The following is a 25,813-nucleotide window of genomic DNA, read 5'->3' as shown; positions in this document are numbered from 1 at the left end:
GTCCCAGGCCGGGGATGAGGCTCCGGGCTGGGACCGCGCGGCCGGCCTGGCGATGACCGGGCCGGAGACGGGGCGGGTTCTCGGATCGGACGTGGTGACGGGTGAACCAGTCACGGACACGGTGAGGGAGGACGGGCAGACGAGGGTCGTCCGGCGCAGGCCGGGGCGCCGGCGACGAACCGCTGGTTGCCCTCCACCAGCGTCGCCGAGGCGTCATCGGGGCCTCAGCGTCAGCTTCTCGGTCATGATCGCGAGTTACCGGGACCGCTGAACCGGCGCCGCGTGGACGCCCCGCCGGCGCGTTCGCCAAGGCCGCCCTGTGGGCGGCGCGCCTCAGCAGGGCTCCCAGGAGGTTGTGGGTCGCTTGTTGCCGACCGTCGGCAACAAGCGACCCCTTCTGATTGGCCAGGACGCCCATTGGCTCATCGAGCCGAATCTCGAATACTCGAGGTAGCCAACTCGTCCAAATGTCGCAATCGATGGCAGGAGATTGCATGCGCGCAGCCGACATCGTGGAGACGCTGCCCACCGCGCGTCTCGACGACGAAGCGCTATCGGCCGTACGCATGCTCTGCGAGAACCGGCTGCCGGGGCTCGTGGTCACGGACGAGCAGGGGCACGTGGTCGGTTGCCTGTCGTCGGTGGATCTGCTCAGGCTTGTCCTGCCGCGCTATGCACTGGGCGAGCGGCTCCTGGCCCGTGTGTTCGACGAATCACACGCGGACAAGATCGCCGAATTCCTGATCCACAAGCCCGTGCGGGATTTGCTGGAGGAGGAAGGGCACCGCATCCCGGTGGCGCGTGCCGAGGCGACGGTGGTCGAGCTCGTCGAGATGATGACACGCCATGGCTGCCCGCTCATACTGGTCGAACAGGCGGGCGGCTCGCTCGGGGTGATCACGGCCAATCGGCTGCTGGAGAAGCTGGCCGCCGTCATCAGCGAGGCGTCCCCATGACTCTGACGGCAGTCCCTCAGCGAAGAAGAGGTGCCCAGCTGACCGCCCCTGACGAACTCGCCGCGCCGGCAGAGAAGATCGAGGACCTGGCCGATGGGGTGTCCGGCGAACTGCTGGACGGCTATCTGCGGACCCTGGCCGAGGTGAGCTTGAGCCGGCGTCCACCCAGCGAGGACGAGCTGAGGCAGTGGCACGACATCGGGGCGCGTGCGGCCGAGCTTGGCATCCCTATGCGGAGCCTGGTCAACCTCTATCTGCGAGCCACCTGGCAAGCCTGGCCGGACTTGCCCGGTGTGGGCGGTCCGGATGCGGCGGACCGTCTCTGCCGGCTAGGTGAATCGATCATGCGTACGGCCGACATCGCGGTCATGACCCTGACCGAGGGGTACGAGGAGGTCCAGCGGTGGATCGTGCGCCGCGAGGAGTCGCTGCGCCGCGAGTTCATCGACGATCTGTTCGACGGGCGTGACATCGGCGGATTGGCAGAGCGCGCCGAGCGCTACGGCCTCCACCTGGGGTGCGCCCACATGGTGGCGGCGGCCCGTGGGGCCGTGCCCTTCGTGGACGGCGGACCGATCGCACGCCAGGTCGAGACGGGGCTGCGCCCGCGCTTCGGCACCCGGGACGTGCTCGTGGGCACCAAGGACGGTCTCCTGGTCTGCCTCGCGCCTCAGCAACACCGAGCGGTCCTGGACGAGTTCGTACGCCAGCTCGCCCTCGCCCTCGGCGCTGACACATCGTGGCGAGTGGGCATCGGCCGCCCCCAGCCCGGCGCGGGCGGGGTCGTGCGCTCCTTTGAGCAGGCCCGCAGCGCGCTGGAGATCGGCTCGCGCCTCAACCTGCCCGAGCAGGTGCTGCGCGCCCGCGACCTGCTCGTCTACCAGGTGCTGCGCCGGGACACCGCGGCGCTGTCCGAGCTGGTGGCCGAGGTCCTGGAGCCTCTGCGAACTACGCGGATGGGGGCCGAGCCACTGCTCGACACCCTTTCGGCCTACTTCGAAGCGGGCGGTGTGGCGACGGCCGCCGCGCAGCGGTTGCACGTGGGCGTGCGCACGGTCACCTACCGCATGCGGCGGGTCCGTGAACTCACCGGCTACGCCGTCGACGACCCCCGGCAGGCGTTCACCCTGCACGTCGCGGTGCTCGGTGCGCAGCTCATCGGCTGGCCTGGCCACGAGGGCTCATGACGCAGCCACATCTCGCACCACCGGACAAGGGCGTCACGCACTCGGACGGGAACGGCACCACCCATCTGATCCGGTGGGCCGCGCCGCTGCTCGCGGTGTTCTGGCTGCTGCTTTCCGGCCATGTCGATCCGCTTTTCGTCACGTTCGGCGTGGTCTCGGTCGTGCTCACCTGCGTGCTGGGCCACCGCGCCGGGCTCGGCCTGGAGGAGGGTCCCACGCCGGGCTTGGTGCTGCGGCTGCCCCGCTACCTCCTCTGGCTCGTCAAGGAAGTCCTGATCTCCGCGGTCACTGTGACGCGCCGGGTCTGGTCGCCTCGGCTGGATCTGAGCCCGGTCGTCGCCCGCACGTCCTCGCGCGGGCTCTCCCCCCTCACTCAGGTGGTGTATGCCAACTCCATCACCCTCACCCCGGGCACGCTCTCACTGGATCTTGACGACGAGCACGTCGAGGTGCACGCCCTCGACGTCACCGGGATCGAGGATCTGGAGGACGGTCGCTCGTTGCGGCAGGTGCGCCGCCTGGCGGAGCCGCGATGATCCTCGCTGTGATGGCCGCGCTCCTCGCCACCATGATCGTCGCCCTGGCGCGGGCGTTCCTCGGGCCGGGACGCTACAACCGCATCCTGGCGATCAACATGTTCGGCACCAAGACGGTCCTGTTCGTGGCCGTCTCCGGCTATGTCTTCGGCCGGCCGGAGTTCCTCGACATCGGCATCCTCTACGCCTTGGTCAACTTCGTCTCCGTTATCGCGGTCCTGCGACTCACTCACGACCCGGGGGGTGACAGAGCATGATCGTCGTGGAGATTCTGAGCGCTGTCCTGCTCACCGCGGGCGCGTTGTTCATCGTGTCGGGCGCGGTAGGCCTGCTGCGCTTTCCTGACTTCTACACCCGCATCCACGCCTCGGGCATCACCGACTCGGCCGGGGCCGGGCTGATCCTGCTCGGGTTGCTGCTGCGGACCACCACATGGGAGGCGGGGGTACGGCTACTGATCATCATGTTGTTCCTCGTGGTGACCGGCCCGACCGCGACGCACCTCCTGGCGCATGCCGCGCGCCGCGACGGCGTACCGGTCTGGCGCGAGGGGGACCCCCGCCGATGACGACGTTCACGATGATCAACCTCACGCTCCTGGTGGTCCTCACCGCGACTGCGCTGGTCATCGCGCGGCTACGCGCCCTGTACGAAGCCGCCATGCTGACCGCGCTGTTCAGCCTCGTCACCGCGAGCCTGTTCGTGCTCATGGACGCGGTGGACGTGGCCTTCACCGAGGCGGCGGTCGGCGTCGGGATCAGCACCGTCCTGCTGCTGGGCGTGCTCGCGCTCACCCGATCGCGCGAGGCGGTGACGCCACGGCGCAGACACCTGCCCGCCGTCGCCGTCACCGTGCTGACCGGTGGCCTGCTCCTCTACGCCGCCCAGGACCTGCCCGCCTTCGGCTCCGCGGACAGCCCGGTCCAGCGGCACCCTGTCACGGACGTCTACCTGCACCAGTCGCAGGAGGAGATCGGTGTGCCCAACACCGTCACCGCGGTGCTGGCGAGCTACCGGGCGCTGGACACGCTGGGCGAGCTGATCGTGGTGTTCGCCGCGGGCACCGCCGTTCTCATGCTGCTCGGACCGCTCACCCACGGCGAGCGACGGCAGAACCTGGACCTGATGGAGTACCGGGTTCTGCGGGTGGTCAGCAGCCTGCTGATGCCCTTCGTCCTGGTATTCGCCCTGTACGTGCTCTTCCACGGTGACTTCGGGCCCGGGGGCGGCTTCCAGGCAGGCGTGATCTTCGCGACCGGCTTCGTGCTGCACGGCCTGGTCTTCGGCCTGGACAAATCCCAACGGGTGCTTCCACCGGCGGCGCTTGGCTCCCTGGTCCCGCTCGGTCTGGGCCTCTTCGTCGGCCTGGGCGTCATGACCATGCTGCTGGGCGGCGCGTTCCTCGATTACGGCACGCTGCGGCCCGCCGACGGGCCCGCGGCGCAGCGCCTTGGCATCCTGATCGTCGAGGTGGCCATCGGCATCACCGTCGCGGCGGTCATGACCTCGGTCTTCGTCGCCTTCGCCGGCCGGAGACCTACGCGATGACCGCCACGCACCACGTCTACTGGCTGCTCTTCGCCCTCATGATGATCGGCCTTTACGTCGTCATCAGCCACGGCAACCTGCTGAAGAAGATGCTCGGGCTGACGCTCTTCCAGGTCTCGGTCTTCCTGTTCTTCATCAGCCTGGGCAAGATCGACGGCGGCAGCGCGCCGATCATCTCCCCGAAGGTCGAGACCTACTCCCACCCGCTTCCCCAGGTACTGATCCTGACCGCCATCGTGGTCGGCGTCGCCACCCTCGCGGTCGGCCTGGCCCTGGCCGTGCGGATCTTCGAGGCGTACGGCACCGTGGAGGAGAAGGCCGTTGAGGAAGCGGACATACGCGAGAGCGGCGAGGACCGGCGCGGAGCCGCCTCGTGATCGCGAACCTGCCGGTGCTGCAGGCACTCGTTCCGCTCGCGTGCGCGCCGCTGTGCGCGTTGCTGCGCCGCCGGAGCCTGGCGTGGCTGGTGTTCCTGGTGGCCGCGCTCGGCTCGCTGGCCTGCGCCGCCGTGCTCGCCCGGCAGGTGGCGGTCCACGGGCCGCAGCACTACGCCGTGGGCGGGTGGGCTCCGCCGTACGGCATCGAGTTCGTCATCGCCGGCTACAACACCCCCGTACTGCTGGTCGTGTCGGCCGCGGCTGTCGCTGTGGCCGTCTACAGCCGGGGAAGTGCACGGATCGAGATCGACGACCGCCGGGCGCCGCAGCTCTACACCTTCATGTGCCTTGCCTTGGGCGGCCTGCTGGGGTTGGCGGCCACTGGCGACGTGTTCAACGCCTTCGTCTTCCTGGAGATCAGCTCTCTTTCGACCTATGCCCTGGTCGCTCTGGGCCGGCGCCGCCGTGCCCTGCTGGCCGCCTTCCGCTACTTGGTGATCGGCACGGTGGGCGCGACGTTCGTGCTGGTCGGTATCGGCCTGGCCTACGCCGTCACGGGAACCCTGAACATGGCCGACCTGGCAGTGCGTCTGATCGCGGCCGACGGAAACCGGGCACTCTACGCCGCCGTCGTCTTCCTCTTCGTCGGCCTGGCGGTGAAGGCGGCGGCCTTCCCCCTGCACGCGTGGCTGCCGGGAGCCTACGGCGAGGCGCCGTCGGCGGTCAGCATGTTCCTGGCCGCCACGAGCACCAAGGTGGCTCTGTACGTGGTGTGCAGACTCACGTTCACCGTGTTCGGCGCCGCCCTGGTGCTGGGCGCGTTGCCGGTCGGCAGGGTCGGCCTGGTGGCGGCCGGGCTGGCGATGGTGATCGGTTCTGCCGTCGCGTGTTTCCAGACCGACCTGAAGTATCTGCTGGCCTGGTCGAGCGTCGGGCAGATCGGATACATGCTGGCCGGGATCAGCCTGGGCACCGCCGCCGGGGTCTCCGCCGCCTACCTCCACCTGATCAACCACGCGGTGATCAAGGCAGCGCTCTTCGCCGCCGCCGGGCTGTTACTGGTACGGCTGGGCTCGGTACAGCTGCCCGCGCTGGCCGGGCTTGGCCGTCGTATGCCCTGGACCTTCGCCGCGATCGTGATCGCGGGCCTCGGCCTCGTCGGCGTGCCGCCCACGGGCGGGTTCGCCGGCAAGTGGGCGCTGGCCTCGGCGCTCATCGAGGAGGGCCAGTGGCCGCTGCTCGTGGCCATGCTGGTCAGCTCGCTGCTGGCGCTCTGCTACATCGGGCGCATCGTCGAGGCCGCCTGGTTCCGCGAGCCCACGCCCGTCGCTGAGCCGTCAAGGGTGCCCGCGTCGATGACCGCGGTGGTGTGGGTGCTCGCCGCGGTCTCCGTCGTCTTCGGTCTGGACGCGGCGCTGCCCGCCTCGCTCGCCGAGTCCGCCGCCGAGGCGCTGCTGAACGGTGGTGGATGATGCCCCTCCTCCTGGCGGTAGCCGTGACGCTGCCGCTCCTGGCCTGCGGGGCCGTCCTGCTGCTGCGGCGCAGGCCGGCCGCGCGTGAGGCCGCCTCGGTGAGTGCCGGGGTCGCGCTGGCCGTCACGATGCTCAGCCTGTGGCCCGTCGCCGGGCAGGGCGTTCGGCTGACGCTCTGGACGTGGCTGCCAGGGATGTCGCTGGAGTTGGCGCTGGAGCCGCTCGGGCTGCTCTTCGCCACCGTGGCGGCGCTGCTCTGGCCGGTGACGACCGTGTTCGCCGCCGGATACCTGCGTGCGAGCGGAACGCGGCACCAGACGCGCTTCTTCGCCTTCTTCTGCCTGGCCATCGCGGCCGCGATGTGGATCGCCCTGTCGGGCAGCCTGGTCACGCTGTTCATCGGCTACGAGATCATGACAGTGGCGACCTGGCCGCTGGTCGCGCACGGCGGCGACGCGACGGCCCGGCGCGGCGCACGCACCTACGCGGCGATCCTGCTGACCACCTCGATCGGCCTGTTGCTGCCTGCCATCGTGTGGACCTGGGTGCTGGCCGGAGACACGAGCTTCCGCCCCGGCGGTCTGCTCGACGGCACCGTGGGCACCGGTGTGCTGACCACGCTGTTCGCCCTCTACCTGTTCGGCATCGGAAAGGCAGCGCTCATGCCGGTGCACCGCTGGCTGCCCGCCGCGATGGTGGCGCCCGCCCCCGTGTCGGCGCTGCTGCACGCGGTCGCGGTGGTCAAGGCCGGGGTGTTCGCGGTGCTGAAGGTCACCGTCTACGTCTTCGGGATCGACACGCTCACCGAAACCGGCGCCGCGGCCCCGATGAGCTGGGTGGCGGCGTTCACGCTGATCGCGGCGGCGGTGGTCGCCATCAGGGCCGACAACCTCAAGCGCCGCCTGGCCTACTCCACCGTCAGCCAGCTCGCCTACATCGTCCTGGGCGCGACCCTCGCCCGCGACGTCGCGGTGGCGGGCGGGGCGTTCCACCTGGTGGCGCATGCCGCCGGGAAGATCACGCTGTTCCTGTGTGCGGGCGCGATCGCGGTGACGGCGGGCAGAACACGCGTCAGCGAGCTGGACGGTCTGGGCCGGGCCATGCCGTGGACGTTCGCCGCGTTCCTCGCCGGCGCCGTCTCGATCATCGGCATGCCACCTCTGGGCAGCACCTGGAGCAAGTGGCTGCTGCTGATGGGCGCGGCCGAGGCGGGGCAGTTCGCCATGATGGCGGTGCTCCTGGCCGGTTCCCTGCTCGCGCTGGCCTATCTGATGCCGATCCCGGCGCGTGCCTTCCTTCTCCCGCCGACGGAGCCCCCTTCGCACGGTGAGGCTCGGCTGTCGCTGTCGGGCCCGCCCGTGCTGACCGCGCTCGGTTGCGTGGCGCTGTTCTTCGGCGCGGAGGTCGTGCTCGCGCCGCTGGCCGGGTTCCTGGAGGTGCAGTGAACGACGATGACGACCGCCGCTGGCTGGACGAGCCGCGCAACGTGACCCGCATCGTGTACGGCCTGGCCGTCCTGTGCGCGCTCCTCTTCGCCGCCGACCTCTTCTATGTCAAGCATCCGCACTTCGCCGTCGAGGGATGGTTCGGCTTCTACGCCGTGTACGGGTTCGTCGGCGCCGTCGCCCTGGTCATCGTCGCCAAGGCGTTGCGCAGGCTGCTGCGTCGTGACGAGGACTACTACGAGCGAGGCCGCGATGACGGCTAACCCCGCCCTGCTGCTGATCATCGGCGCAGCCGGTGTGCCACTGCTGCGCGGCGTGCCCCGGCACGGACTGATGGTGGCCGCGCCGCTCGCCGGGCTGGTCCTGCTGTGGACGCTGCCCGAGGGCGCCGCGTCCGGCCTGCAGTTCCTGGGGCTGGAGCTGGTGCCGGTGCGCGTGGACGCGCTGTCGCGGGTGTTCGCCACCGGCTTCCTGGTCGCGGCGCTGCTGACCACGGTCTACGCCACGCACCTGCGCGACGCGCTGCAGCAGGCCACGATCCTGGTGTACGCGGCGGCGGCGGTCGGTGGCACGCTCGCGGGCGACCTGGTGACGTTGTTCGTGTTCTGGGAACTGGCCGGGCTGTCGTCGGCGTTACTGATCTGGGCCGGCGGGAACGAGCGCAGCCACCGGGCCGCCGGCCGCTATCTGGTCGTGCAACTGCTGTCCGGCCTGCTCATGCTGGCCGGGATCGTGCTGCGGGTCCAGTCGGGCGCCGGGTTGGAGTTCGCTCACCTGGGGCCGGACTCGCCCGGCGGCGCGCTGATCCTCGCGGCGATCGGCATCAAGTGCGCCTTCCCCCTCCTGCACTCCTGGCTCACCGACACCTACCCCGAGGCGACCATCGTGGGTGCCGTCGCGCTGTCGGCCTTCACCACCAAGTTCGCGATCTACACGCTGGCGCGCGGCTTCGCCGGCACCGAGATACTGGTGTGGATCGGCGTCGTCATGGCCGTCTTCCCGATCTTCTATGCCGTCATCGAGAATGACCTGCGCCGGGTTCTGGCGTACAGCATGATCAACCAGCTCGGGTTCATGGTCGTCGGCGTGGGGATCGGGAGTGCGTCGGGGATCAACGGCGCGAGCGCGCACGCCGTGGCCGACATGGTCTTCAAGGGGCTGCTGTTCATGAGCGTGGGCGCGGTCATGCTCCGTACGGGCACCGCCAACGGCTCCGACCTGGGCGGGCTCTACAAGTCCATGCCGCAGACCGCCGCGCTGTGCATGGTCGGCGCCGCGTCGATCTCCGCATTCCCGTTGTTCTCCGGCTTCGCCACGAAATCGTTGATCATGGAGGCGGTCGGGCAGGAACATCTCACTGTCGTCTGGCTGCTGCTGCTGTTCGCCTCTGCCGGAGTCTTCCACCATGCGGGTATCAAGATCCCCTACTTCGCCTTCTTCGCGCACGACCGCGGCCACCGCGTCGCGGAGGCGCCTCTGAACATGCGGGCGGCGATGGCCATCGCCGCGGTGGTGTGCGTGACGATCGGGGTGGCGCCCTCCCTGCTCTACAACATGCTTCCGTACGCCGTGGACTATACGCCGTACACCGCCGCCCATGTCATCAACCAGCTTCAACTGCTGCTCCTGGCCGCGCTCGCCTTCGCCGTGCTGGTGCGTACCGGGCTCTACCCACCCGAACTGCGCTCCATCAACATCGACAGCGACTACGCCTACCGCCGGGCGCTGCCCCTGGCCTGGAGAGCCCTGTCGCGGGGCACGGACGCCGTCCGCGGCCGGGTCGGGCCCGTGGTACGCCGCCGCACCGGAGAACTGTGGGAGGCCACCACGCGGCCACTCCGCTCGGGCAGCCGGATCGCCACGCCATGGTCCACCCATCTGATGGTGTGGTGGACGGCGCTGCTGCTCGGAATCATGCTGCTGCTGACCTTTCTATAACAGCGATGAGCAGGGCGGTTCCAGGTTCCAGTCCGTACGGATGCGCTGGAGGAGCGGTCGGCCGGGGCCGGCGAAGACGATGTGCAGGTACGTCGGGCCGTGACCGGCGAGGGCGGCGATGAGCGGGGGACACGAGGCGTCGGTGTCGGTGATGCCGTGCATGCGGGACGCCGACGGCGGGCCGGCCGCGACCGCCGACGCGAAGCTGATCGCCGATCTCGCCGTCGAGCGGGAGCGCATCAATCGCCAGATCCGGGACCTGAATCGCTCGCGGGACGTGCTGGACGAGGTGATCACCGCAGCCGGGGGCCGTCCCCTGGCCCTGCCCCGCCAGCCGGCGAGAGCGCCCTGGCACAGGATCGGATCTGTTGCGCGCGACCACGATCTTTGCCAGGGTGGCGGGACGTCACGGGCACGCCGCCGGCAAGCGGTCTCGCGTGGCCGGTGAGCCGGGAAGCCTGGTCGGCGATCTGACTCCCCGCTGGAAAGGCAGTCCCGTTGGCTCCCTCGACCATCTACACCTCACCCGCCGGCCGGCGGCGCGTCCGCGACTGGTGCCGGGAACGGCTGGACTCCTGGACGACGGAGCACCATCTGCGCACGCTGGAGACCAGCCTGGGGGCGACGACGGTGGCCGTCGCCGGGTACGGGCCCCGCGTGCTGCTCCTGCCAGGCACCAACTTCTGCGCCGCCACCATGCTCGATGTGGCCGACGCCCTGCTGCCGGACCACCAGGTGATCATCGCCGACCTGCCGGGACAGCCCGGTCTGAGCGCACCGCAACGGCCTGGCCCGCGCCGCCTGGCCGCCTACGGACAGTGGGCAGGGGAGGTCCTCGGCCAGGTGAGCGCTGGACCTGCTGTGGTGGTGGGACATTCGCTGGGCGCGGCCGTAGCCCTGGCGGCCCAACCTGGACCGCAGATCAGCGGCCTCGTGCTGGCGTCCCCCGCCGGACTGAGCCGAGCCCGTCTCACCCCTGCTCTGCTCGGCGTCACTCTGCCCTGGCTGACGGCCGCCACCGCCGAACGCAGTCAAGCCCTGCTGCGCTACATGAGCGGCCGGACGCGTGCGGACCACCCGCTGGTGGAATGGATGACCCTCGTGGCCCGGCACAGCCGCACCAGCCTGGCGCCCTCGCCGCTGCCCGGACCTGTCGTCCGCCGCTGGGCGGGCACCCCGGTGGTAGTGGCCACCGGAACCGAGGATCGCTTCTACCCGCCGTCCCGCATCGCCAGGCCGGCCCGGGCTCTGCTGGGTACCGATGTCGTCGCCGTGCCGGGCCTGGGGCATCTCGGCCCGCATGAGGACCCCGCCCTGCTACCCGCCCTCCTCAGCCGCCTGCGGTCATAGCCCGGCACGTCCGCGTGCGGGCACGGCGATCGCGCGACCCGGCGTCGGCCGGTTCGGCACAGGGGGTGCCCACGGGCCGGTGATCATTGGTAGGTTGATCGCAGGTGTGCCGGGAAGCCTGGTCGGCGAGGTCATGTCGTCGATGTCGAAAGAGGCTTGCGCATGCGTGCCCGCCTTCTGGCTGCCGATTTTCCCACCGTCACTCTGGACACTTCTGTCGCTGATGCTGCCCGGCTGCTGGCCGACCAGGGTCTGCCGGGCCTCATCGTGGTCGATGAGCAAGGGCTGCCCTTGAGCGTTCTGTCGGGCACGCAGGTGTTGTGGCTGGCCGTGCCGGGCTACTGCCGCGATGATCCCGCGCTGGCGCGGGTCGTGGACGAGCCGCACGCCGACCAGTTCTTGCGGTCGCTGGCCGGGCTGACCGTGCGCGAGGCGTTGCCGAGGGAGTCCCGCGAGTTGCCGGTCGCCGATCCCGATGCCACGGTGCTGGAGCTGGCGGCCTTGATGGCCCGCACGCGCAGTCCGCTGGTGGCGGTCGTCGAGGGTGGGCGGCTGATCGGGGCGGTCACCTTGCAGGCGCTGATGGACTGGGCGGTGTCCGCATGACGGTCACCGCGTGGCTGGCGGTGGTCGTCTTCCTGGGGGCGTACGCGCTGATCGCCACCGAGAAGATCCACCGTGTCGCGGCGGCGCTCGGGGGAGCGGGGATCATGCTGTTGATCCACGCCACCGACGCCGGGGCGGCGTTCTTCGACGAGCACACCGGCATCGACTGGAACGTCGTCTTCCTGCTGCTCGGCATGATGGTCATCGTCGGGGTGTTGAAACAGACCGGGATCTTCGAATACCTGGCCATCTGGGCCGCCAAGCGTGCCAAGGGGTATCCGTACCGGCTGATGGTGCTGCTGGTGGTCATCACCGCCGTCGCCTCCGCCCTGCTGGACAACGTGACCACCGTGCTGCTGATCGCGCCGGTGACGTTCCTGGTGTGCGAGCGGCTGGCGCTGCCGGCGGCGCCGTTCCTGATCGCCGAGGCGATGGCCTCCAACATCGGTGGTGCCGCGACGCTGGTCGGCGACCCGCCGAACATCATCATCGCCAGCCGTGCCGGGCTGAGCTTCAACGATTTCCTCGTTCACATGGCGCCGCTGGTCGTCGTCCTGATGATCGTTTTCGTCGGGTTGTGCCGGGTCCTGTTCCGCAAGTACTTCCGCTACGACCCCGAGCGGGCGGCCGAGATCATGGCCTTGAACGAGCGGGAGGCGATCACCGACCGGCGGCTGCTGTGGCAGTCGCTCGTCGTGCTGGCCCTGGTCATGGTCGCGTTCGTGCTGCACCCGGTGTTGCACTATGAGCCGTCCGTGGTGGCGATCCTGGGCGCGGGCATCCTGGTGGCCGCCACCAAGGTCACCACCCAGGACGCGATCGCCGAGGTGGAGTGGCCGACCCTGGTGTTCTTCGCCGGGCTGTTCGTGATGGTCGGCGCGCTGGTGGAGACCGGCGTGATCGGCCAGATCTCGCAGGTCGCGGCCGAGGCGACGCAGGGGCAGCTCGGGTTGACCGCCATGGGCCTGTTGTGGGCCTCGGCCGGGCTTTCGGCGATCGTCGACAACATTCCCTACGTCGCCACCATGAGCCCGATCGTCGCCGAACTGGTCCAGGCGGCCGGCGGCAACGGCCCGGCCCAGGTGCTGTGGTGGGCGCTGGCGTTCGGCGCCGACCTCGGCGGCAACGCCACCGCCGTCGGCGCGGCCGCCAACGTGGTCATCCTCGGCATCGCCGCCCGTAACGGCACTCCGATCAGTTTCTGGCAGTTCACCAGGTACGGCCTGGTCGTCACGGCGGTCACCATCGCGCTGTGCGTGCCGTACCTGTGGCTGCGCTACCTGTGAGTCACGGCGGCCGAGGTCCGGCACGCCGCGCGGAGCCGCGAGGGGTTACGCCCCAGGGGTGCCGGCCCCGGGCTCCGGCTCATGGGTGCGTGGTGGGCGAGGGCAGATGCGGCGGCCGCCACCGCCAGGTGGCGTTGCCGTCGGCGGCGATGCCCTTGCGCCACAACGACGCGGGCATCAGCCGGATCATGGTCACCATCGCCCGGTAGGCGGCAGCCGAGGTGGTGCGCCGCCCGTCGGCGCGAGCGCCGCGAGCGGTGGCCTGGGTGCGGGGGCGGCGTTCGGCGTCGTAGCGGCGCAGCGCGGCCTCGATCGCGGGTTCGCCGGCGAGGGCGGCGGCGAGCACGACGGCGTCTTCGAGGGACTGCCCGGCACCCTGGCCTCGATCGGGGCTCATCGCGTGCGCGGCATCGCCGAGCAGCGCCACCCGGCCGCGGACGTAGGTGGGCAGCGGGGCCAGGTCGCGGATGTCGATATGGATCACCGCCTCGTCCGGGGTGGCCTCGATCAGCGCCGGGATCGGCTCGTGCCAGGTGGCGAGGCGGCGGGCCGCTTCGGTCTTCTCCTCCTCGTAGCGGATGCCCGGTCGGCCGGCGGTGGTGACGTAGGCCCAATACGCGCGGCCGCGGCTGATCGGATGGATGAGGACGTAGCCGCCGGGGCCGAGCGTGATGCTGCCCGGCAGGTCGGCCATCTCGGCGATGCCCAGCCAGGCGGTCCGGCCCAGGAAACGCGGCGGCGGCGCGTCCGTCCACAGCAGCCGGCGCACCGTGCTGTGGACGCCGTCGGCGGCGACGACCAGCTCGCCGCCGAGCTCGACGCCGCCGTAGGTCACTGTGACACCGCTGTCTTCCTGCCGGACCGCGGTGACTTCCGCCCCGGTGCGCACCCAGCCGTCCGGCAGCGCATCGAGCAGCACCTGGTGCAGGTCGGCACGGTGGAAGGCGAGCATGGCGGCCGCATCGTCCGGCCGGGCGCGCTGCAGGTAGCGGCCATCGGGCAGGCGCAGGTTGCCGGCCGCGTGGGTGGGTGCGCCGACGGCTCGCGCCTGGGCGCCGACGCCGAGCTCGTCCAGCGCGCGCATGGCGTTCGGGGCCTGGGACATGCCGGCGCCGATCTCGCGCAGCTCGGCTGCTCGCTCCAGCACGACGGCGTGCCACCCGATCCGGTGCATGGCCAGGGCGGCGGCCAGCCCGCCGATGCCGCCGCCGATCACGATCGCGTGTCTGCTCACGAGGTCACCTCATCGTCAAGATCGTTGGCAGGGTCGTCGTTGGCCGGATCGGGGCGCAAGGGTGGCGCGTTGTCGAAGATCGTGGCCATCCATTCGAAGGTGGCGTGCGCCTGGCGGATGCGTGCGGCCCGCGTATCGCCGGGGCCGACCAGGTCAAGGCCGTCACGGGTGATGTCGAGGAAGGAGGTGATGCCGGCGATCTGCCTGCGGACCACCACCGCCCAGGCGTCGTCGGCCATCCGGTAGAAGACGGTCCGCTCGCCTGGCCGGGTGCGCCAGGTGAGGAACCCCATGCTGGTCAGCAGCCGCAGATTGGAGGTGAGCGAGGCGCGGCTGGCACCGATGGCCTGGCTGATGTCCGCGGCGGACTGCTCCGGCGGATCGCACACCATCAGCCAGCCCAGCACCCGCCCGGCGATCGGCGGCACTCCGTCACGCGCCAAGTACATGGCTACCCGCTCCACCCATTCCAGCAGGGGATCCTGTTGCGTCATGCCGGTGTCATCCTCTCTTCCAGTTATTTCAGCATAAGCTAAAATAGCTGTATCACGCGAGAGGGGCCGGGATGGTGACGGGAATGCCTGGCTCGCCGCGGAGGGCAGCGTGTCAGCCGATGATCACCTTCTCCTCTGGCAGTTCGTAGCGGCGGGTGCGCTGTTTCAAAGCGAGCGCCGAGCCCAGGGTGAGCGGGCCGATGCGGCCGATGAACATCAGCACGCTGAGCAGGACGTGCCCGGCCAGTGAGGTGTGGGCGGTGATGCCGGTGGACAGCCCGTTGGTGGCGAAGGCTGAGATGGCCTCGAACAGCACCTGGTCGAGACTGTGCGGAGTGGTGATGAGCAACAGCCAGGTGGAGATCGTGACCAGGATGACGCCGAGCAGGCCGATGGACAGCGCCTGCCGTTGCGTCGTGGAGGGCAGGCGCCGATGGCCGATGTTGACCTGGTGCTCGCCCCGCATCTCGGACCAGATGATGAAGAGCAGGAAGCCGAACGTGGTGACCTTGATGCCGCCCGCCGTGCCCGCGCTGCCGCCGCCGATGAACATCAACACATCGGTGACCAGCCACGAGGAGGGGTACATCTGGCCGATGTCGAGGGTGTTGAAGCCACCGGAGCGCGGCATGACAGCGGCGAAGAAGGCGGCCAGCAGCTTGCCGGAGTCGTCCAGAGGGCCCATCGTGGCTGGATTGCGCCACTCGGTCATCAGGAACGCGAGGGTGCCGGTGCCGAGGAGGAGGACGCTCGCACCGACGGTGATGCGGGTCAATACGGACCAGCGTCGCGGGTGTCGCCAGGTGCGCAGCAGTTCGAAGACCACCGGATAGCCGAGACCGCCGACGATGACCGCGGCGGCGATGGTCAGGCAGATCCACGGGTCGGTGACGAAACGCACCAGGTTGTCCGGCCAAAGCGCGAAGCCGGCGTTGTTGAACGCCGACACCCCATGGAAGATGCCGAGGTAGACGGCCCGGCCCAGCGACTCACCATATCCCGTAACAAAACGTACGGCGAGAACGGCGGCGATGGCCGCCTCGCAGATCAAGCTGAACATCACCACCTTGGGCAGCACGTGACGCAGATCGGCCGCGACCACCGCCTTGGTCTCTAACTGGGCGGACAACCTGGCCCGCAGGCCGACGCGGCCGGAGACGATGACCATGATCAGCGTGGCGAGCGTCATGATGCCCAGCCCACCGGTCTGAATGAGCAGGACGATCACTGCCTCACCGAACACCGACCAGTGCGTCTCGGTGTCGACCACGACCAGGCCGGTCACGCAGACGGCGGAGGTGGCGGTGAACAGAGCCGTGAGCCAGTGAGGGCTTGCCCCTTCTGTCGTGGCCAGCGGTGTGCCGAGCAGGAGTGTCCCGATCAACACTGCCGCGCCGAACCCGGCCGCGATGACCACGGCTGGATGCCGGCCGCGGCCCGGCGCGGCCGTGTGACGCCGCATCACGAGATCACCCGCGCCGCGGGTCGCCGGACACGCTGTCAACGCCGTCATTCATCGCGGAGGCTCCGTTCGGTCGCGCGGCCATAGACGTCGCCGACCAGACTTCCCGGCACTCCGGCCCATACCGTAGCGCAGCGCGGCGCGCGAGCAGTACAGGCCGGCCAGTGGGCTGCGCGACCGTGACCCGCTGCGACCCGCTGCGACCCGCTGCGACCCGCTGCGACCCGCCTGATCACGACTGACGGCGCCGGCTTCCCTTCTGCTGACCATATGGTTAGCATACTGTCCATGCGATCAGCCGAGGATGATTTGACGGCGCGAGCCCGGATCAGGAACGCCGCGCTGGAGTTGTTCGGCGCCGAAGGAGTCGGCCGGGTGAGTCTTCGTGCGGTGGCCCAGCGGGCCGGCGTCTCGCACGCCCTGGTCCTGCATCACTTCGGCACCAAGGAGGGCCTGCGCCAGGCGTGTGACGACTACGTGATCTCGCTGGTGCGCGATGCTCCGGACGCCGACCTGGGCGACACGGCAGGACTGGCCGCCATGCTGGAGGCGGGCACAGCGGTACGCCGCTATTTGGGACGAGCGTTCCTGGACGGCACCCCGGAGGCGGCGGCGCTGTTCGACGAGCTCGTGGCCTCCACCGGTCAATGGCTGGAGCAGGGCGTGAGCGAGGGCTGGGTGCAGCCCAGCGACGACCCGCCCGCGCGGGCCGCGATGTACGTCACCTGGCTACTGGCACCGCTGGCGTTCGGCGAACATCTGGCGCGCTCACTGCGCGTGACGGACGTGCACGACATGCGGACCATGCTGCGCGTCTCCCGCGCCGGCATCGAGATCTTCACCCGCGGCGTGTTCGCCGACGACCGCGCCCTGGACGCATGGGACGCCATGCGTGACGAACGAGGGCCACAACGCGGCTCGCGGTGAGCGCCGCGCCCCCTGTCGAGAAAGGAAAGATCCGTCATGAGCATCGCCGCCAGGGTGCTGGCCAAGAGGGCGAAACTGGCCCCGGCCGAAACCGAGAACGTGACCATCGACAAGGACCTGCCTGTCCCGATGCCGGACGGCGTCGTGCTGCTGGCCGACCACTACGCCCCCCAAGGACTCGGCGACCGGCCGACCGTGCTGATCCGCTCGGTCTACACCGACAGGACCAAAGGCGGCATGGTCAGCCGCCTGGTCGCCGAACGCGGCTTCCACGTCGTGGTCGTCAGCGGCCGGGGGACCTGCGGATCCGGAGGGACGCTCACCCCCTTCGTCTCCGAGCGCGACGACGGCCTGGCCGTCCTGGAGTGGCTACGGAAACAGCCGTGGTTCACCGGCGAACTGGGCACCCTGGGACAGAGCTACAACGGCTTCACGCAATGGGCGATCGCCGCCGGCGCCGGGCCCGAACTGCGAGCCATGAGCACCTCGCTGATCGGTTCCAACGTCTACGACCTGGTCTACCCGGGCGGCGCACTCGCTCTTGAGCTCTTCCTCGGCTGGATCAGCATGGTCGCCAATCAGGAGAAGCCGCTACCCGTCTACCTGTCCACCGTGGCGGCAGGCGGCAAGAAGCGGGCGCGAGCCGCTCGCCTCCTCCCGCTCGCCGAGGCCGACACCATCGCCGCCGGCACCGTGGCACCGTACTGGCGGGACTGGCTCGCACACCCCGACGCCGGCGACCCGTGGTGGTCGCCCGGCGACCACAGCCAGGCGGTCCCGGCGGTGTCCGCCCCCAACCACCTGGTCAGCGGCTGGGACGACATCGCGCTGCCCGGCCTGGTCCACGACTACCAGGCGCTGCGCAAGGCGGGGCGCGAGCCGTACCTCACCATCGGGCCATGGCGGCATTGGGACGCCGAGCTGTCGATGACGGCCCTGCGGGAGAGCCTCGTCTGGCTGCGCGCCCACCTGCTGAAAGACCGCAACGGGCTGCGCACGGCGCCGGTGCGCATCTACGTCAGGGGCGCCGAGGAGTGGCGCGACCTGCCGGCCTACCCGCCCGCCGAGGTACGACCGCAGCGCTTCTACCTGCACCCGAACGGCGGTCTGGGAGGTGATCTGCCTCCTGAGTCCGCGCCTGACCGCTACCGTTTCGACCCCGCCGACCCGACCCCGGCGGTGACCGGGATGTCCCGCATGATCGGCATCTCGCGCAGGACCGGGGAGAGCGTGCTGGCCGGACGTGCCGACGTCCTGACCTACACCGGCGAGCCGTTGCCGGCCGATCGCGAGGTCATCGGCGTCCCGGCCGCCGAGCTGCACGTGACCTCCAGCCTGGCGCACACCGACTTCTACGTGCGCGTCAGCGACGTGGCGCCCTCGGGCGCGATCACGCACGTCTCCGACGCGCTGCGCCGGTGCACCGCCGACCGGCCGATCGCCGGGATGGTCGAGATCGAGCTGGCGCCGGTGGCCCACCGGTTCAAGCGCGGCCACCGTATCCGGGTGCAGGTCGCCAGCGCCGCATATCCGCGCTGGGACCGTAACCTCGGCAACGGTGAGCCGCCCGCCACCGCGAGCGCGATGCGCGCAGCCGACCAGCAGGTTCATCACGACCCCTGCCGGCCCTCCGCGCTCATCCTGCCGGTCTGCTGACGGGAAAGGCACCATCGTGTCGCGCCATCGCGGCAGCGGCCGGTGTCGCGCCACCGTGTCGCGCCACCGGCCGCTGCCGCGAGCGTGCGCCCCTGTGCGCCCCCTGTGCGCCTCGTTACCGCTGCGGGCGGGTGAGGCCGGTGGCGACGATGTCGATGAGCCTGTCCAGGATCTTCGGGTACAGGTCCGGACGGGCCAGCCGGTCGCGGTGCAGTGGCATCATGAGGACGGCCTGCAGGACGCCGATGATCACCTCTGGGTCGTCGCCGGCGAGGTCGTCGCTGTGCTCGGTGAGGTAGGCCGCCAGCGCGGTGACCGGGTTGTCCGGTGCGGAGGTCACCCGTTCCTGGTCGAGCTTCCTGACCACCGCCTCCATCTCCTCGGGGTGCGTCATCAGCCTGCCGTAGAGGGGGTTGCCGTCCAGCTCGGCCAGCGTGGCGTGCAGGAAGGCGCGCAGCCCGGCGCGGGTGTCGCTCTCCTCGCGCAGCGCTCCGTCGACGACCCTGCTCTTGACCTCGGCCATCTGGGTGAGCATCAGTTCAAGGTAGAGCGCCTCCTTGGAGTCGAAGAAGACGTAGAAGGTGCTCTTGGCGATGCCGGTCCCGGAGACCAGGTCTTCCAGGGAGGTTTTGCGCAGGCCCTGCGTGGTGAACAGCTTCAGGCCGTTGTCCAGGAGCAGCCGCGTGATGCGCGCCTTTTCCGCGGCCGAGAAGGCGGGAGGCATGAGGTGCACTTTCCGATGGGTCCGAACAGATCAATCGCATGTTTTCATGTGGAGCGGCGAGATCGGACCAGGTCCAGGACGCGCTGCTCCTGGGCCGGGTCGAACCACTGGGCCGGGGACGGGGTGTCAGGGCGGGGTACGGGATCACCTTCGCGCCGCAGCCAGGCCCAGGTGTCGGCCAGGGTCTCGCGCAGGGGCCGGACGGTGAGCCCGGCCGCCAGGGCGGCGCGGACGTCGGCGTCGTGCAGGCCCGTCGGGTGGGGGCTGCCGGGGTAGCGCAGCCCGAACTCCATGCCGAGCGGGAAGTTCTCCCGCTCCAGCAGCTCCGGGGACGCCCACACCAGCTCGGAGTCTGAGCCGATCACCTGCGCGGCCGTGGTGAGCAGGTCACCGATCGTGGTGTGCCCGGCCGGTCCGGCGACGTTGAACACCCCGCCGGTGCCGCGTTCGGCCGCCGCCAGCATCCAGGCCGCCAGGTCGATCGCGTCGATGTACTGCAGGGCCGCGTCGGCCGGTCCCGGGGCGAGCACGGGGCCGCCCCTTTCGAGCCGCCGCAGCCACCAGGGAATCCGCCCGACGTCCTCGTACGGGCCGAGGATCATGCCCGCCCTGGCCAGCAGCGCATGCTTCCCGAACGCCTCCAGCACAGCCAGCTCGCCGCCACGCTTGGCCGCGGCGTAGTCGGTGCCGTCCTGCATGCCGGGATCACCGGCCACGAGCGGCGCGCTCTCGTCGGCTCCGGCCGGCCAGGGCCAGGCGTAGACGGCGCGGCTGGAGACGTAACCGTAGTGCCCCGTCCGTCCGGCCAGCAGCCGGGCGCTGTCCCGGACCACGCTCGGTGCCCACGCCCAGGTGTCGATCACCGCGTCCCAGGAACGCTCGCCGAGCGCCTGTCGTACCGCGTCGGGGTCGGTGCGATCGGCGACCAGCGCTTCCACCCCTGGTGCGGGCGGGCGGGACAGCCCGCGATTGAGCGTGGTGACCGTGTCGCCGCGCCGCAGCGCGACCTCCACCACCGCGCGGCCGACGTGGTGGGTGCCGCCCATGACCAGTACACGCATTGCCGTCCCCTCAACCCGCCAGCTGGAAGCCGCGCTCGATCAGCCTGCGCACCGGCCCCCACGACGACAGCCGCAGGGGAAGCTGGGTCAGCTCCAGCACCAGCGGGTTGCGCGGGGCGTACACTTCCTTGACCCGGCGGCCGAGTTTCTGCTTCTTCTCCGCTTCCGGCCGTAGCTCGGCCTCCCAGTTCGCCAGCGCGGCCGGGACGTCGTGGCCGTGGCGTTCCAGGGCGGCGCCGAGCCGGTCGGCGCCGCCGACTGCGAGTGAGGAGCCGTAGCCGGCGAACAGCGTCACGCACCACGCGGCGTCGCCGAGCAGCACGATCCTGCCTGTGCTCCACCGGTCGACCACGATCTGGCTGATGCTGTCGAAGTAGACCGAATCAGCCGTCTTCAGCCCTTCCAGGGCGTGGGGGACCAGCCACCCCATGTCGCCGTAGAGCTCGTGCAACTCCTCCAGCGACGCCCCTGCCCGGCCGCCGTCGGTGCGGTAGCCGAAGAAGGCGGCGGTACGGCCGTCGCCGACGCTCATCATCGCGAACGTGCGTCCGCCCGCGCTGATCGAGCCGGTCGTCTGGGCGGGCAGGTCGGCCGGCGGCTCCTTCAGCATGTAGACCGCGACCCGGTGTTCCAGGTCGAGCCGGTAGTCCTCTTCCGGGCCGAACGCCAGCGCGCGCGTCGCCGAGTGCAGCCCGTCGGCGCCGATCAGCAGGTCGGCGTGCTCTGTGCTCCCGTCGCTGAGCGTGACGTGCACCGCGTCGGCGTCCTGCTCGACGGCGGTGATCGTGGTGCCGAACCGGATCGTGGTGTGATCGGCGACGGCCTCGTACAGCACGGCCTCGATGTCGCCGCGCAGGATGGTGAACGACCTTTTGCCCATGGTGGCGGCGATCGTCGCGGCGTCGAGGGAGAAGCGGCGTGCCCCCTCGGGCTTGCGGTAGACCAGCTCGCGCGTCACGAACGCGCGCCGCCGCAACTCCGGCAGGACGCCCATCCGCTCGGCCCCGTCATAGCCGATGCCACCGAACGTCACTCCGTAGCCGCCACCACGACGCTGCGGCGCGCGCTCGATCACCAGCGTCTCCCAGCCCGCTTGATGTAGTCGCAGCGCCGCCGCCAGCCCGGCGATCCCCGCCCCGATGATGATGGCCCGCATGTCCCAGCTCCCTTTGTGTCTATAAAAACAAACCGGGAATATGTTCTCACGATTTCTCGCGCAGGTCGAGACCCGCTGGTCGCGGCCCGCGGGTCTCGACCTGCCTGCGCCATGCCCGCGGCAAGGTCGCCGCGAGCGTTGTGCCAGATCAGCGTTGACGCTCTGCCCTCCGGGCAGGGGCGCGGAGGACGGCGGCATCGCGGGCGGCCATCGCATCCAGCAGGCTGGTGCCGCGCCGTTGGAGCAGCCGTACGGTGAGCGCCGGCGTGGCGTACAGGACGATGCCGGCCAGGAGGATCCCGGACAGGACGGTCACCCACGGCGAGCCGCCGGACACCGCGCCGGTCACACCTGGCAGGAAGGCGGCCGGCAGGACCAGAGAGAAGATCGTCATCTGCGCTCCGGTCGGATCACCCGCCTGCTGCCCGGGATAGACGCGGTCGCGGGCATCGGTGCCCACGGTCGGCATCACGAGCGCGAGCAGCGGCGCCAGGGCGCAGGCGGTCGCCGCCGCGGCGATGGCGCCGCCGACGGCGGCACCACCCGCGGGCGAGCCGGTCGCGGCCCACAGCACGGCCGCGAGCGCCAGGGACGGGACCCCGAACAGCAACGCCCACGCGACCATGCGCCCGCGCACGTCAGCCCTGGCAGCGCCCGGTGTGGTGACAAGCTGCCACAGGGCGGTGCCGTCCAGGGCATAGGTGTTGATCGCGACCATCCCCCCGAACACCGCCGCCGACGGTCCCACGAAGGGCAACGCCCAGCTCCAGCCGGTGAGCGCGACGATGCCCGCCATCAGCAGCGGCGTCAGCCAGGCGCTGCGCAGTTCCACTCCGCGCGCCGGGTCGCGCAGCCAGGTGGCCAGCTCTCGCGACACGACCGCCGACACCTGCGGGCCGATGAACGGCAACGACAGCGGACGTCCCGGTACGGCCGGCCGCTGAGGTGCCGCCCGGCGGGGTGGGCGGCGCAGGGCGCGAGCCGTCAGCGCGATCCAGCCCAGGTGCAGCAGGGCCCCCGCGGCCAGCAGCGCCGCCAAGGGCAGAAGCGCCGTGCCGAAGCCGGCACCGTCGCGGGCGGCGAGCGCCGCGCGGTAACCCCAGCCCGTGGGCAGGGCGGCGAGCACGTCGATGACCTGAGCGGGCAGCCGGCCGAGGGTGATGGTGGTGTCTCCCTCGCCGAGACGCGGCGCCAGCCAGGCGGCGATCGGCACCCAAGCGGCGAACGACACCGCGAGCATGATCGCGGTCTGCGTCGCCGCCATGGTCATCCCGGCCCGGGTCTGCAACAACCAGGCCATCAGCGCCGCCACCGTCTTGCCCGCCCAGACCAGCAGATACAGCTGCGCCACGAGAGCCCCGACGGCGCTCGCCACCGCCGCGGGGTCTCTCGGCGCGGCGAGGATGACCAGGGACGACAGGCAGGCCAGCGTGATCAGCGGGCCGACGCCGAGCAGTTCGGTCCACGACAGCGCCCGCGCCAGCCGCCACGGCGGCAGTGGATAGCCGCGCAACCACTCGCGCGAGATGACCGATGGCTCGTGGCGAGGCTGGGCCAGAGGCCCGAACACCCACATACCTCCCCACACGGTGAGCGCCACGGCGATCCAGCCCTCGTCGATCACGCCGCGCGAGGCCGCCACCGAGCCCGCGGCCACCAAGGCGGCCAGGACCAGGCCGGCCACCAGGCTGAAGGCGCGCTCGTTGTGCGGGCCGTTGCGGAACAGGCGCAGTTTGAGCGCGAACAGGGTGCCCGTCATCGCAGCCACTCCAGCGGACGTACCGGGTCGGCACCCACCAGCTCGACGAACCGCTCGTTCAGCGTCGAGCCCGCGGCCACCTCCTCCACCGGTCCCTCCGCCAGCACCCGTCCGCCGGCCACCACCGCCACCCGGCTGCAGTTGCGCTCGACGAAGTCCATGATGTGGCTGGACAGGAGCACGGTGCCGCCCGCGCCGACGTATTGCTTGAGCACCTGCTCGATGGCGTGGGCCGAGACCGGGTCGATGGCCTCGAACGGCTCGTCCAGCACCAGCACCCGGGGCCGGTGCAGCAGCGCCAGCGCGAGATTGATCTTCTTGCGCATGCCGGTGGAGTACTCCACGATCAGCGTGCGCGGGGCCGCGTCCAGCCGGAGGATCTCCAGGAGATCGCGCGCCCGTGCCTGCCAGCCGTCGTCCAGGCCACGCAGCCCGGCGCTGTAGCGCAGAACCTCGGTGGCGGTCAGCCGCTCGGGCAGGGACAGCCCGTCCATCATCATGCCGAGCTGGGCGAGGGCGGCCTCCCGGTCGGTTCGCAGATCATGGCCGGCGATCCTGATCGTCCCGGAGGTCGGCTCCCGTAGCCCGCATACGGCTGTCAGGGTCGTGGTCTTACCGGCGCCATTGGGGCCCACGATGCCGTAGAACATCCCCGGCGGGATGCTGAGGTTGAGCCGGTCGACGGCGAGCACGGTGCCGAAGCGCTGCGTCAGGTTCGTCACTTCGATGGCGGGGGTGCAGAGATCTGGCATCGAACGTCGTCACCTGGCCGTGTGCGCGAGGATGACGTCGGCCAGGTTCTCGTGCACCTCGGGTGGCAGGGTGTGGCCCATGCCCTGGACGATCATCAGGCGCGCGTCGGGGATCTGGTCGGCGATGAGCGCGCTGTGGCCCGGCTTGACCGGTTCGTGGCTGCCTTCGATGACCAGCGTGGGGGCCTTGACCTGGTGGAGCACGCCCATCGGCTCGAAGTCGGGTTTGGCGGCGGCGGCCAGCCGGTGGTTGGCCGTCGCGGTCAGGTCGCGGGCCCGGTCGTGGATGCGTTCCTGCAGGCGGCGGGCGGCTTCCTCGTCGAAGGGCAGTCCGGTGCCGTGCAGCAGGCGCTGTTCGGCGATCATGGCGTCGATCTGCGCTCGGCGGCCGGCAGGGGGAGGGGTGGCCATCAGTGTGCGGTAGAAGGCGACGAACTCCGGTGTCGGTTCTGGCAGGCTGTCCTCGGGCTGAGGCTCGCCCATCAGCGCTCGCATGATCACCGCGCCTTCGCCGCCGCCCAGCGGGGAGGAGCCGATGACGGTCAACGAGCGCACCCGCTCGGGCGCCTCGGCCGCGATGTACTGGCCGAGCAGGCCGCCCGCCGAATGGCACACCAGGTGGGCGCTGTCCAGGCCGTGGGCGTCCATCACGCGGTAGACGTCATTCTTGATGTCGTCCCAGGTGTACGGCGTCTTCTCGAAGTCCACGGTGTCGGACCCGCCGGTGTCGCGGTGGTCGTACCGGATCACCCGGCGGCCCCCGGCGGTCAGCAGGCCGACGAACTCATCGGGCCACAGTACGCCTTGCGACATCGAACCCATGATCAACAGGATCGGCTCGTCCGTGGCGGCGCCGAACTCCTCACTCCATATGTTCACGTTCTGCATGGCCCAAAGCATGCCGTAACCCGCTATGGAGGTCTTCCGTAGGACTACTGGCCGCGCCCGTACAGGCTCCGGCTACCACCGGGGCCGGCGCGGCACCCCTGGTGATACGCGCTCATGCATGATCGAGAAGTTCATCCGTCTTCGTCACAGCTGAAGCGGTCTGCCCGCCCGGTCGTTCGGCGATCGGCGAGATGTGAGCGCTGAGTGATCTGCAAGGCGACATGGTGGCCACCTTCACCACCAGCGTGCAGTCCTCGACCGCCTACGACCCGTTCGGCTCGGTCATTGCTCAGCCCGGCACCAATACCGGTCTCGGCTACCAGGCGAATACACCGACCCGGACACCGGCAAGCCGCCCTGGCGATCGGCCTTCTGTTCCTCCAGAGGCGCCTGTCGAGGACCGCACCGGCGGCAGACCGTCCTGCTCCCAGACCTTCCTGGCCCACCGGCCTCGACCCGTCAGCTCTGGCCCTCCTGGCCCCGCACGCGATGGACGCTGGCCCAGGGACGGGTTACGACTCTTGTTCTTCCCGGCCGGGATGACCAGCCGTGGCGGCCACGCTCGCGTGCCGAGGCCTGGTCTGCGAGGGACCTCTCCCGGAGGTACTCCCGTCCCAGTTCCGCCATCCCGGCGAAGAACGCGAACAGCGCCGCCCCGTGCCTGCTCGGGTCGTACACCCCCTGCGGCGGCGCTCACCCGACGCCGATGCGGCGATGCAGGTCAATGCCTCCGTCGAGGCCACCGGAACTCGACCCGGTGGCCTTGTGGGTCCGCCTTGACCTTGACCCGAGGTCAAGGCGGATGCTGACCGCATGACGCATTCACAGGCTTCCTCGTGGACCGGCATGGTGGCTGTCGACGACACGGCCCTGGCGGTCACCGATACCCGCGGCCCCGGTCAAGCCGTCGTGTATCTCAACGGCTCCTATGCGAGCCAGCGCTCCTGGCGGCGGGTGATCGCCGAACTCGGCCACCGGTGGCGACACCTCACCTACGAC

At 70.4% G+C, this 25,813-nt stretch carries 28 protein-coding genes and 1 pseudogene; 18 read left to right on the top strand and 11 right to left on the bottom strand.

From position 1 onward, the window contains the following. Nucleotides 1–494 precede the first annotated feature (494 nt). The 11 genes from AB0K28_RS49605 to AB0K28_RS49555 are packed head-to-tail and all read left to right on the top strand — an operon-like array spanning nucleotide 495 to nucleotide 9,459. Nucleotides 495–956, top strand: a complete 462-nt coding sequence (locus AB0K28_RS49605) for a CBS domain-containing protein (RefSeq protein ID WP_364385073.1) — start codon at nucleotides 495–497, stop codon at nucleotides 954–956. Next, on the top strand, nucleotides 953–2,143 hold the full coding sequence (locus AB0K28_RS49600) for a helix-turn-helix domain-containing protein (RefSeq protein ID WP_364385070.1): 1,191 nt from the start codon (nucleotides 953–955) through the stop codon (nucleotides 2,141–2,143). The genes AB0K28_RS49605 and AB0K28_RS49600 overlap by 4 nt, the downstream gene beginning before the upstream one ends. After that, on the top strand, nucleotides 2,140–2,679 hold the full coding sequence (locus tag AB0K28_RS49595) for a Na+/H+ antiporter subunit E (RefSeq protein WP_364385067.1): 540 nt from the start codon (nucleotides 2,140–2,142) through the stop codon (nucleotides 2,677–2,679). The genes AB0K28_RS49600 and AB0K28_RS49595 overlap by 4 nt, the downstream gene beginning before the upstream one ends. After that, nucleotides 2,676–2,936: a monovalent cation/H+ antiporter complex subunit F gene (locus AB0K28_RS49590; protein ID WP_364385064.1), complete on the top strand. Its 261-nt coding sequence runs from the start codon at nucleotides 2,676–2,678 to the stop codon at nucleotides 2,934–2,936. The genes AB0K28_RS49595 and AB0K28_RS49590 overlap by 4 nt, the downstream gene beginning before the upstream one ends. After that, nucleotides 2,933–3,247 carry a monovalent cation/H(+) antiporter subunit G gene (gene mnhG / locus AB0K28_RS49585; protein WP_364385061.1) on the top strand — a complete coding sequence of 105 codons (315 nt, stop codon included), beginning with the start codon at nucleotides 2,933–2,935 and terminating at the stop codon, nucleotides 3,245–3,247. Before AB0K28_RS49590 ends, mnhG begins: the two co-directional genes overlap by 4 nt. Further along, on the top strand, nucleotides 3,244–4,227 hold the full coding sequence (locus AB0K28_RS49580) for a DUF4040 domain-containing protein (RefSeq protein WP_364385058.1): 984 nt from the start codon (nucleotides 3,244–3,246) through the stop codon (nucleotides 4,225–4,227). Before mnhG ends, AB0K28_RS49580 begins: the two co-directional genes overlap by 4 nt. After that, nucleotides 4,224–4,604 carry a cation:proton antiporter subunit C gene (locus AB0K28_RS49575; RefSeq protein ID WP_364385055.1) on the top strand — a complete coding sequence of 127 codons (381 nt, stop codon included), beginning with the start codon at nucleotides 4,224–4,226 and terminating at the stop codon, nucleotides 4,602–4,604. Before AB0K28_RS49580 ends, AB0K28_RS49575 begins: the two co-directional genes overlap by 4 nt. Then, entirely contained in the window at nucleotides 4,601–6,076 is a 1,476-nt protein-coding gene (locus AB0K28_RS49570) for a monovalent cation/H+ antiporter subunit D family protein (RefSeq protein WP_364385052.1), read from the top strand. The genes AB0K28_RS49575 and AB0K28_RS49570 overlap by 4 nt, the downstream gene beginning before the upstream one ends. Further along, entirely contained in the window at nucleotides 6,073–7,521 is a 1,449-nt protein-coding gene (locus AB0K28_RS49565; RefSeq protein WP_364385049.1) for a proton-conducting transporter membrane subunit, read from the top strand. Before AB0K28_RS49570 ends, AB0K28_RS49565 begins: the two co-directional genes overlap by 4 nt. Further along, entirely contained in the window at nucleotides 7,518–7,784 is a 267-nt protein-coding gene (locus AB0K28_RS49560; RefSeq protein ID WP_364385046.1) for a hypothetical protein, read from the top strand. Before AB0K28_RS49565 ends, AB0K28_RS49560 begins: the two co-directional genes overlap by 4 nt. Next, nucleotides 7,774–9,459 (top strand): Na(+)/H(+) antiporter subunit D, encoded by a 1,686-nt coding sequence (locus AB0K28_RS49555; protein ID WP_364385043.1) that lies wholly within the window; start codon nucleotides 7,774–7,776, stop codon nucleotides 9,457–9,459. Before AB0K28_RS49560 ends, AB0K28_RS49555 begins: the two co-directional genes overlap by 11 nt. Here AB0K28_RS49555 and AB0K28_RS49550 read toward each other — a convergent pair. After that, the gene (locus AB0K28_RS49550; RefSeq protein WP_364385040.1) at nucleotides 9,454–9,621 is read right to left on the bottom strand and encodes a hypothetical protein; all 168 of its coding nucleotides are present in this window, start codon (nucleotides 9,619–9,621) and stop codon (nucleotides 9,454–9,456) included. The genes AB0K28_RS49555 and AB0K28_RS49550 overlap by 6 nt on opposite strands. Here AB0K28_RS49550 and AB0K28_RS49545 point away from each other — a divergent pair. Together AB0K28_RS49545 and AB0K28_RS49540 are read left to right on the top strand one after the other, a co-directional pair. After that, the gene (locus tag AB0K28_RS49545) at nucleotides 9,620–9,907 is read left to right on the top strand and encodes a hypothetical protein (protein ID WP_364385037.1); all 288 of its coding nucleotides are present in this window, start codon (nucleotides 9,620–9,622) and stop codon (nucleotides 9,905–9,907) included. The genes AB0K28_RS49550 and AB0K28_RS49545 overlap by 2 nt on opposite strands. Nucleotides 9,908–9,957: 50 nt before the next feature. Further along, the gene (locus AB0K28_RS49540) at nucleotides 9,958–10,809 is read left to right on the top strand and encodes an alpha/beta hydrolase (protein WP_364385035.1); all 852 of its coding nucleotides are present in this window, start codon (nucleotides 9,958–9,960) and stop codon (nucleotides 10,807–10,809) included. Here the strand turns inward: AB0K28_RS49540 and AB0K28_RS49535 are convergent. Continuing rightward, nucleotides 10,804–11,091, bottom strand: coding sequence for a hypothetical protein (locus tag AB0K28_RS49535; RefSeq protein ID WP_364385104.1), 288 nt, complete (start codon nucleotides 11,089–11,091; stop codon nucleotides 10,804–10,806). The genes AB0K28_RS49540 and AB0K28_RS49535 overlap by 6 nt on opposite strands. Between AB0K28_RS49535 and AB0K28_RS49530 the strand changes: the two genes are divergently transcribed. Next, complete coding sequence (locus AB0K28_RS49530; RefSeq protein WP_364385032.1) at nucleotides 10,972–11,415, top strand: CBS domain-containing protein; 444 nt, start codon at nucleotides 10,972–10,974, stop codon at nucleotides 11,413–11,415. The genes AB0K28_RS49535 and AB0K28_RS49530 overlap by 120 nt on opposite strands. After that, nucleotides 11,412–12,701, top strand: a complete 1,290-nt coding sequence (locus tag AB0K28_RS49525; RefSeq protein WP_364385029.1) for an ArsB/NhaD family transporter — start codon at nucleotides 11,412–11,414, stop codon at nucleotides 12,699–12,701. The genes AB0K28_RS49530 and AB0K28_RS49525 overlap by 4 nt, the downstream gene beginning before the upstream one ends. 79 nt (nucleotides 12,702–12,780) lie before the next feature. Here AB0K28_RS49525 and AB0K28_RS49520 read toward each other — a convergent pair whose 3' ends face one another. From AB0K28_RS49520 to AB0K28_RS49510, 3 genes are all read right to left on the bottom strand, one after another. After that, nucleotides 12,781–13,935: an FAD-dependent monooxygenase gene (locus AB0K28_RS49520; RefSeq protein ID WP_345408113.1), complete on the bottom strand. Its 1,155-nt coding sequence runs from the start codon at nucleotides 13,933–13,935 to the stop codon at nucleotides 12,781–12,783. Continuing rightward, nucleotides 13,932–14,429: a transcriptional regulator gene (locus tag AB0K28_RS49515; RefSeq protein WP_364385026.1), complete on the bottom strand. Its 498-nt coding sequence runs from the start codon at nucleotides 14,427–14,429 to the stop codon at nucleotides 13,932–13,934. The genes AB0K28_RS49520 and AB0K28_RS49515 overlap by 4 nt, the downstream gene beginning before the upstream one ends. 112 nt (nucleotides 14,430–14,541) lie before the next feature. Beyond that, the gene (locus tag AB0K28_RS49510; protein ID WP_364385023.1) at nucleotides 14,542–15,891 is read right to left on the bottom strand and encodes a potassium transporter TrkG; all 1,350 of its coding nucleotides are present in this window, start codon (nucleotides 15,889–15,891) and stop codon (nucleotides 14,542–14,544) included. A 288-nt stretch (nucleotides 15,892–16,179) separates the two neighbouring features. On the opposite strand from AB0K28_RS49510, the gene AB0K28_RS49505 reads away from it, so the two are divergent. Beyond that, entirely contained in the window at nucleotides 16,180–16,818 is a 639-nt protein-coding gene (locus AB0K28_RS49505; RefSeq protein ID WP_364385020.1) for a TetR family transcriptional regulator, read from the top strand. A 36-nt stretch (nucleotides 16,819–16,854) separates the two neighbouring features. Beyond that, on the top strand, nucleotides 16,855–18,474 hold the full coding sequence (locus tag AB0K28_RS49500; RefSeq protein ID WP_364385017.1) for a CocE/NonD family hydrolase: 1,620 nt from the start codon (nucleotides 16,855–16,857) through the stop codon (nucleotides 18,472–18,474). Nucleotides 18,475–18,589: 115 nt separating this feature from the next. Here the strand turns inward: AB0K28_RS49500 and AB0K28_RS49495 are convergent, their stop codons facing one another. The 6 genes from AB0K28_RS49495 to AB0K28_RS49470 all read right to left on the bottom strand — a co-directional run bounded on the left by AB0K28_RS49495 (nucleotide 18,590) and on the right by AB0K28_RS49470 (nucleotide 24,814). Beyond that, complete coding sequence (locus AB0K28_RS49495) at nucleotides 18,590–19,198, bottom strand: TetR/AcrR family transcriptional regulator (RefSeq protein ID WP_364385014.1); 609 nt, start codon at nucleotides 19,196–19,198, stop codon at nucleotides 18,590–18,592. Between the two features lie 44 nt (nucleotides 19,199–19,242). Then, nucleotides 19,243–20,259: an NAD-dependent epimerase/dehydratase family protein gene (locus tag AB0K28_RS49490; RefSeq protein ID WP_364385011.1), complete on the bottom strand. Its 1,017-nt coding sequence runs from the start codon at nucleotides 20,257–20,259 to the stop codon at nucleotides 19,243–19,245. Between the two features lie 10 nt (nucleotides 20,260–20,269). Further along, nucleotides 20,270–21,415 carry an FAD-dependent oxidoreductase gene (locus AB0K28_RS49485; protein ID WP_364385008.1) on the bottom strand — a complete coding sequence of 382 codons (1,146 nt, stop codon included), beginning with the start codon at nucleotides 21,413–21,415 and terminating at the stop codon, nucleotides 20,270–20,272. 148 nt (nucleotides 21,416–21,563) lie between these two features. Further along, nucleotides 21,564–23,174, bottom strand: coding sequence for a hypothetical protein (locus AB0K28_RS49480; RefSeq protein ID WP_364385005.1), 1,611 nt, complete (start codon nucleotides 23,172–23,174; stop codon nucleotides 21,564–21,566). Continuing rightward, a complete protein-coding gene (locus AB0K28_RS49475) occupies nucleotides 23,171–23,926 on the bottom strand; it encodes an ABC transporter ATP-binding protein (protein ID WP_364385002.1) in 756 nt (251 codons plus the stop codon). Before AB0K28_RS49475 ends, AB0K28_RS49480 begins: the two co-directional genes overlap by 4 nt. A gap of 9 nt (nucleotides 23,927–23,935) precedes the next feature. Continuing rightward, complete coding sequence (locus AB0K28_RS49470; protein ID WP_364384999.1) at nucleotides 23,936–24,814, bottom strand: alpha/beta fold hydrolase; 879 nt, start codon at nucleotides 24,812–24,814, stop codon at nucleotides 23,936–23,938. An 813-nt stretch (nucleotides 24,815–25,627) separates the two neighbouring features. Between AB0K28_RS49470 and AB0K28_RS49465 the strand changes: the two are divergent. Beyond that, nucleotides 25,628–25,813 (top strand): annotated as a pseudogene (locus AB0K28_RS49465) (alpha/beta hydrolase); the annotation flags it as partial.

The organism is Nonomuraea sp. NPDC049504, assembly GCF_040676845.1.
Lineage (GTDB): Bacteria > Actinomycetota > Actinomycetes > Streptosporangiales > Streptosporangiaceae > Nonomuraea > Nonomuraea salmonea.
Note: the sequence above shows the minus strand (reverse complement) of the source record. Positions and strands in the feature narration are given on the sequence as shown.

Bases quoted from the DNA above. Each gene is read 5' to 3' on its own strand.
- AB0K28_RS49595 (WP_364385067.1), top strand. From the start codon at position 2,140: ATGACGCAGCCACATCTCGCACCACCGGACAAGGGCGTCACGCACTCG.
- AB0K28_RS49515 (WP_364385026.1), bottom strand. From the start codon at position 14,429: ATGACGCAACAGGATCCCCTGCTGGAATGGGTGGAGCGGGTAGCCATG.
- AB0K28_RS49605 (WP_364385073.1), top strand. From the start codon at position 495: ATGCGCGCAGCCGACATCGTGGAGACGCTGCCCACCGCGCGTCTCGAC.
- AB0K28_RS49555 (WP_364385043.1), top strand. From the start codon at position 7,774: ATGACGGCTAACCCCGCCCTGCTGCTGATCATCGGCGCAGCCGGTGTG.
- AB0K28_RS49580 (WP_364385058.1), top strand. From the start codon at position 3,244: ATGACGACGTTCACGATGATCAACCTCACGCTCCTGGTGGTCCTCACC.
- AB0K28_RS49590 (WP_364385064.1), top strand. From the start codon at position 2,676: ATGATCCTCGCTGTGATGGCCGCGCTCCTCGCCACCATGATCGTCGCC.
- AB0K28_RS49475 (WP_364385002.1), bottom strand. From the start codon at position 23,926: ATGCCAGATCTCTGCACCCCCGCCATCGAAGTGACGAACCTGACGCAG.
- AB0K28_RS49525 (WP_364385029.1), top strand. From the start codon at position 11,412: ATGACGGTCACCGCGTGGCTGGCGGTGGTCGTCTTCCTGGGGGCGTAC.
- AB0K28_RS49550 (WP_364385040.1), bottom strand. From the start codon at position 9,621: ATGCACGGCATCACCGACACCGACGCCTCGTGTCCCCCGCTCATCGCC.
- AB0K28_RS49565 (WP_364385049.1), top strand. From the start codon at position 6,073: ATGATGCCCCTCCTCCTGGCGGTAGCCGTGACGCTGCCGCTCCTGGCC.
- AB0K28_RS49470 (WP_364384999.1), bottom strand. From the start codon at position 24,814: ATGCAGAACGTGAACATATGGAGTGAGGAGTTCGGCGCCGCCACGGAC.
- AB0K28_RS49490 (WP_364385011.1), bottom strand. From the start codon at position 20,259: ATGCGTGTACTGGTCATGGGCGGCACCCACCACGTCGGCCGCGCGGTG.
- AB0K28_RS49510 (WP_364385023.1), bottom strand. From the start codon at position 15,891: ATGCGGCGTCACACGGCCGCGCCGGGCCGCGGCCGGCATCCAGCCGTG.
- AB0K28_RS49545 (WP_364385037.1), top strand. From the start codon at position 9,620: ATGCGGGACGCCGACGGCGGGCCGGCCGCGACCGCCGACGCGAAGCTG.
- AB0K28_RS49530 (WP_364385032.1), top strand. From the start codon at position 10,972: ATGCGTGCCCGCCTTCTGGCTGCCGATTTTCCCACCGTCACTCTGGAC.
- mnhG (WP_364385061.1), top strand. From the start codon at position 2,933: ATGATCGTCGTGGAGATTCTGAGCGCTGTCCTGCTCACCGCGGGCGCG.
- AB0K28_RS49485 (WP_364385008.1), bottom strand. From the start codon at position 21,415: ATGCGGGCCATCATCATCGGGGCGGGGATCGCCGGGCTGGCGGCGGCG.
- AB0K28_RS49480 (WP_364385005.1), bottom strand. From the start codon at position 23,174: ATGACGGGCACCCTGTTCGCGCTCAAACTGCGCCTGTTCCGCAACGGC.
- AB0K28_RS49500 (WP_364385017.1), top strand. From the start codon at position 16,855: ATGAGCATCGCCGCCAGGGTGCTGGCCAAGAGGGCGAAACTGGCCCCG.
- AB0K28_RS49505 (WP_364385020.1), top strand. From the start codon at position 16,180: ATGCGATCAGCCGAGGATGATTTGACGGCGCGAGCCCGGATCAGGAAC.
- AB0K28_RS49575 (WP_364385055.1), top strand. From the start codon at position 4,224: ATGACCGCCACGCACCACGTCTACTGGCTGCTCTTCGCCCTCATGATG.
- AB0K28_RS49495 (WP_364385014.1), bottom strand. From the start codon at position 19,198: ATGCCTCCCGCCTTCTCGGCCGCGGAAAAGGCGCGCATCACGCGGCTG.
- AB0K28_RS49600 (WP_364385070.1), top strand. From the start codon at position 953: ATGACTCTGACGGCAGTCCCTCAGCGAAGAAGAGGTGCCCAGCTGACC.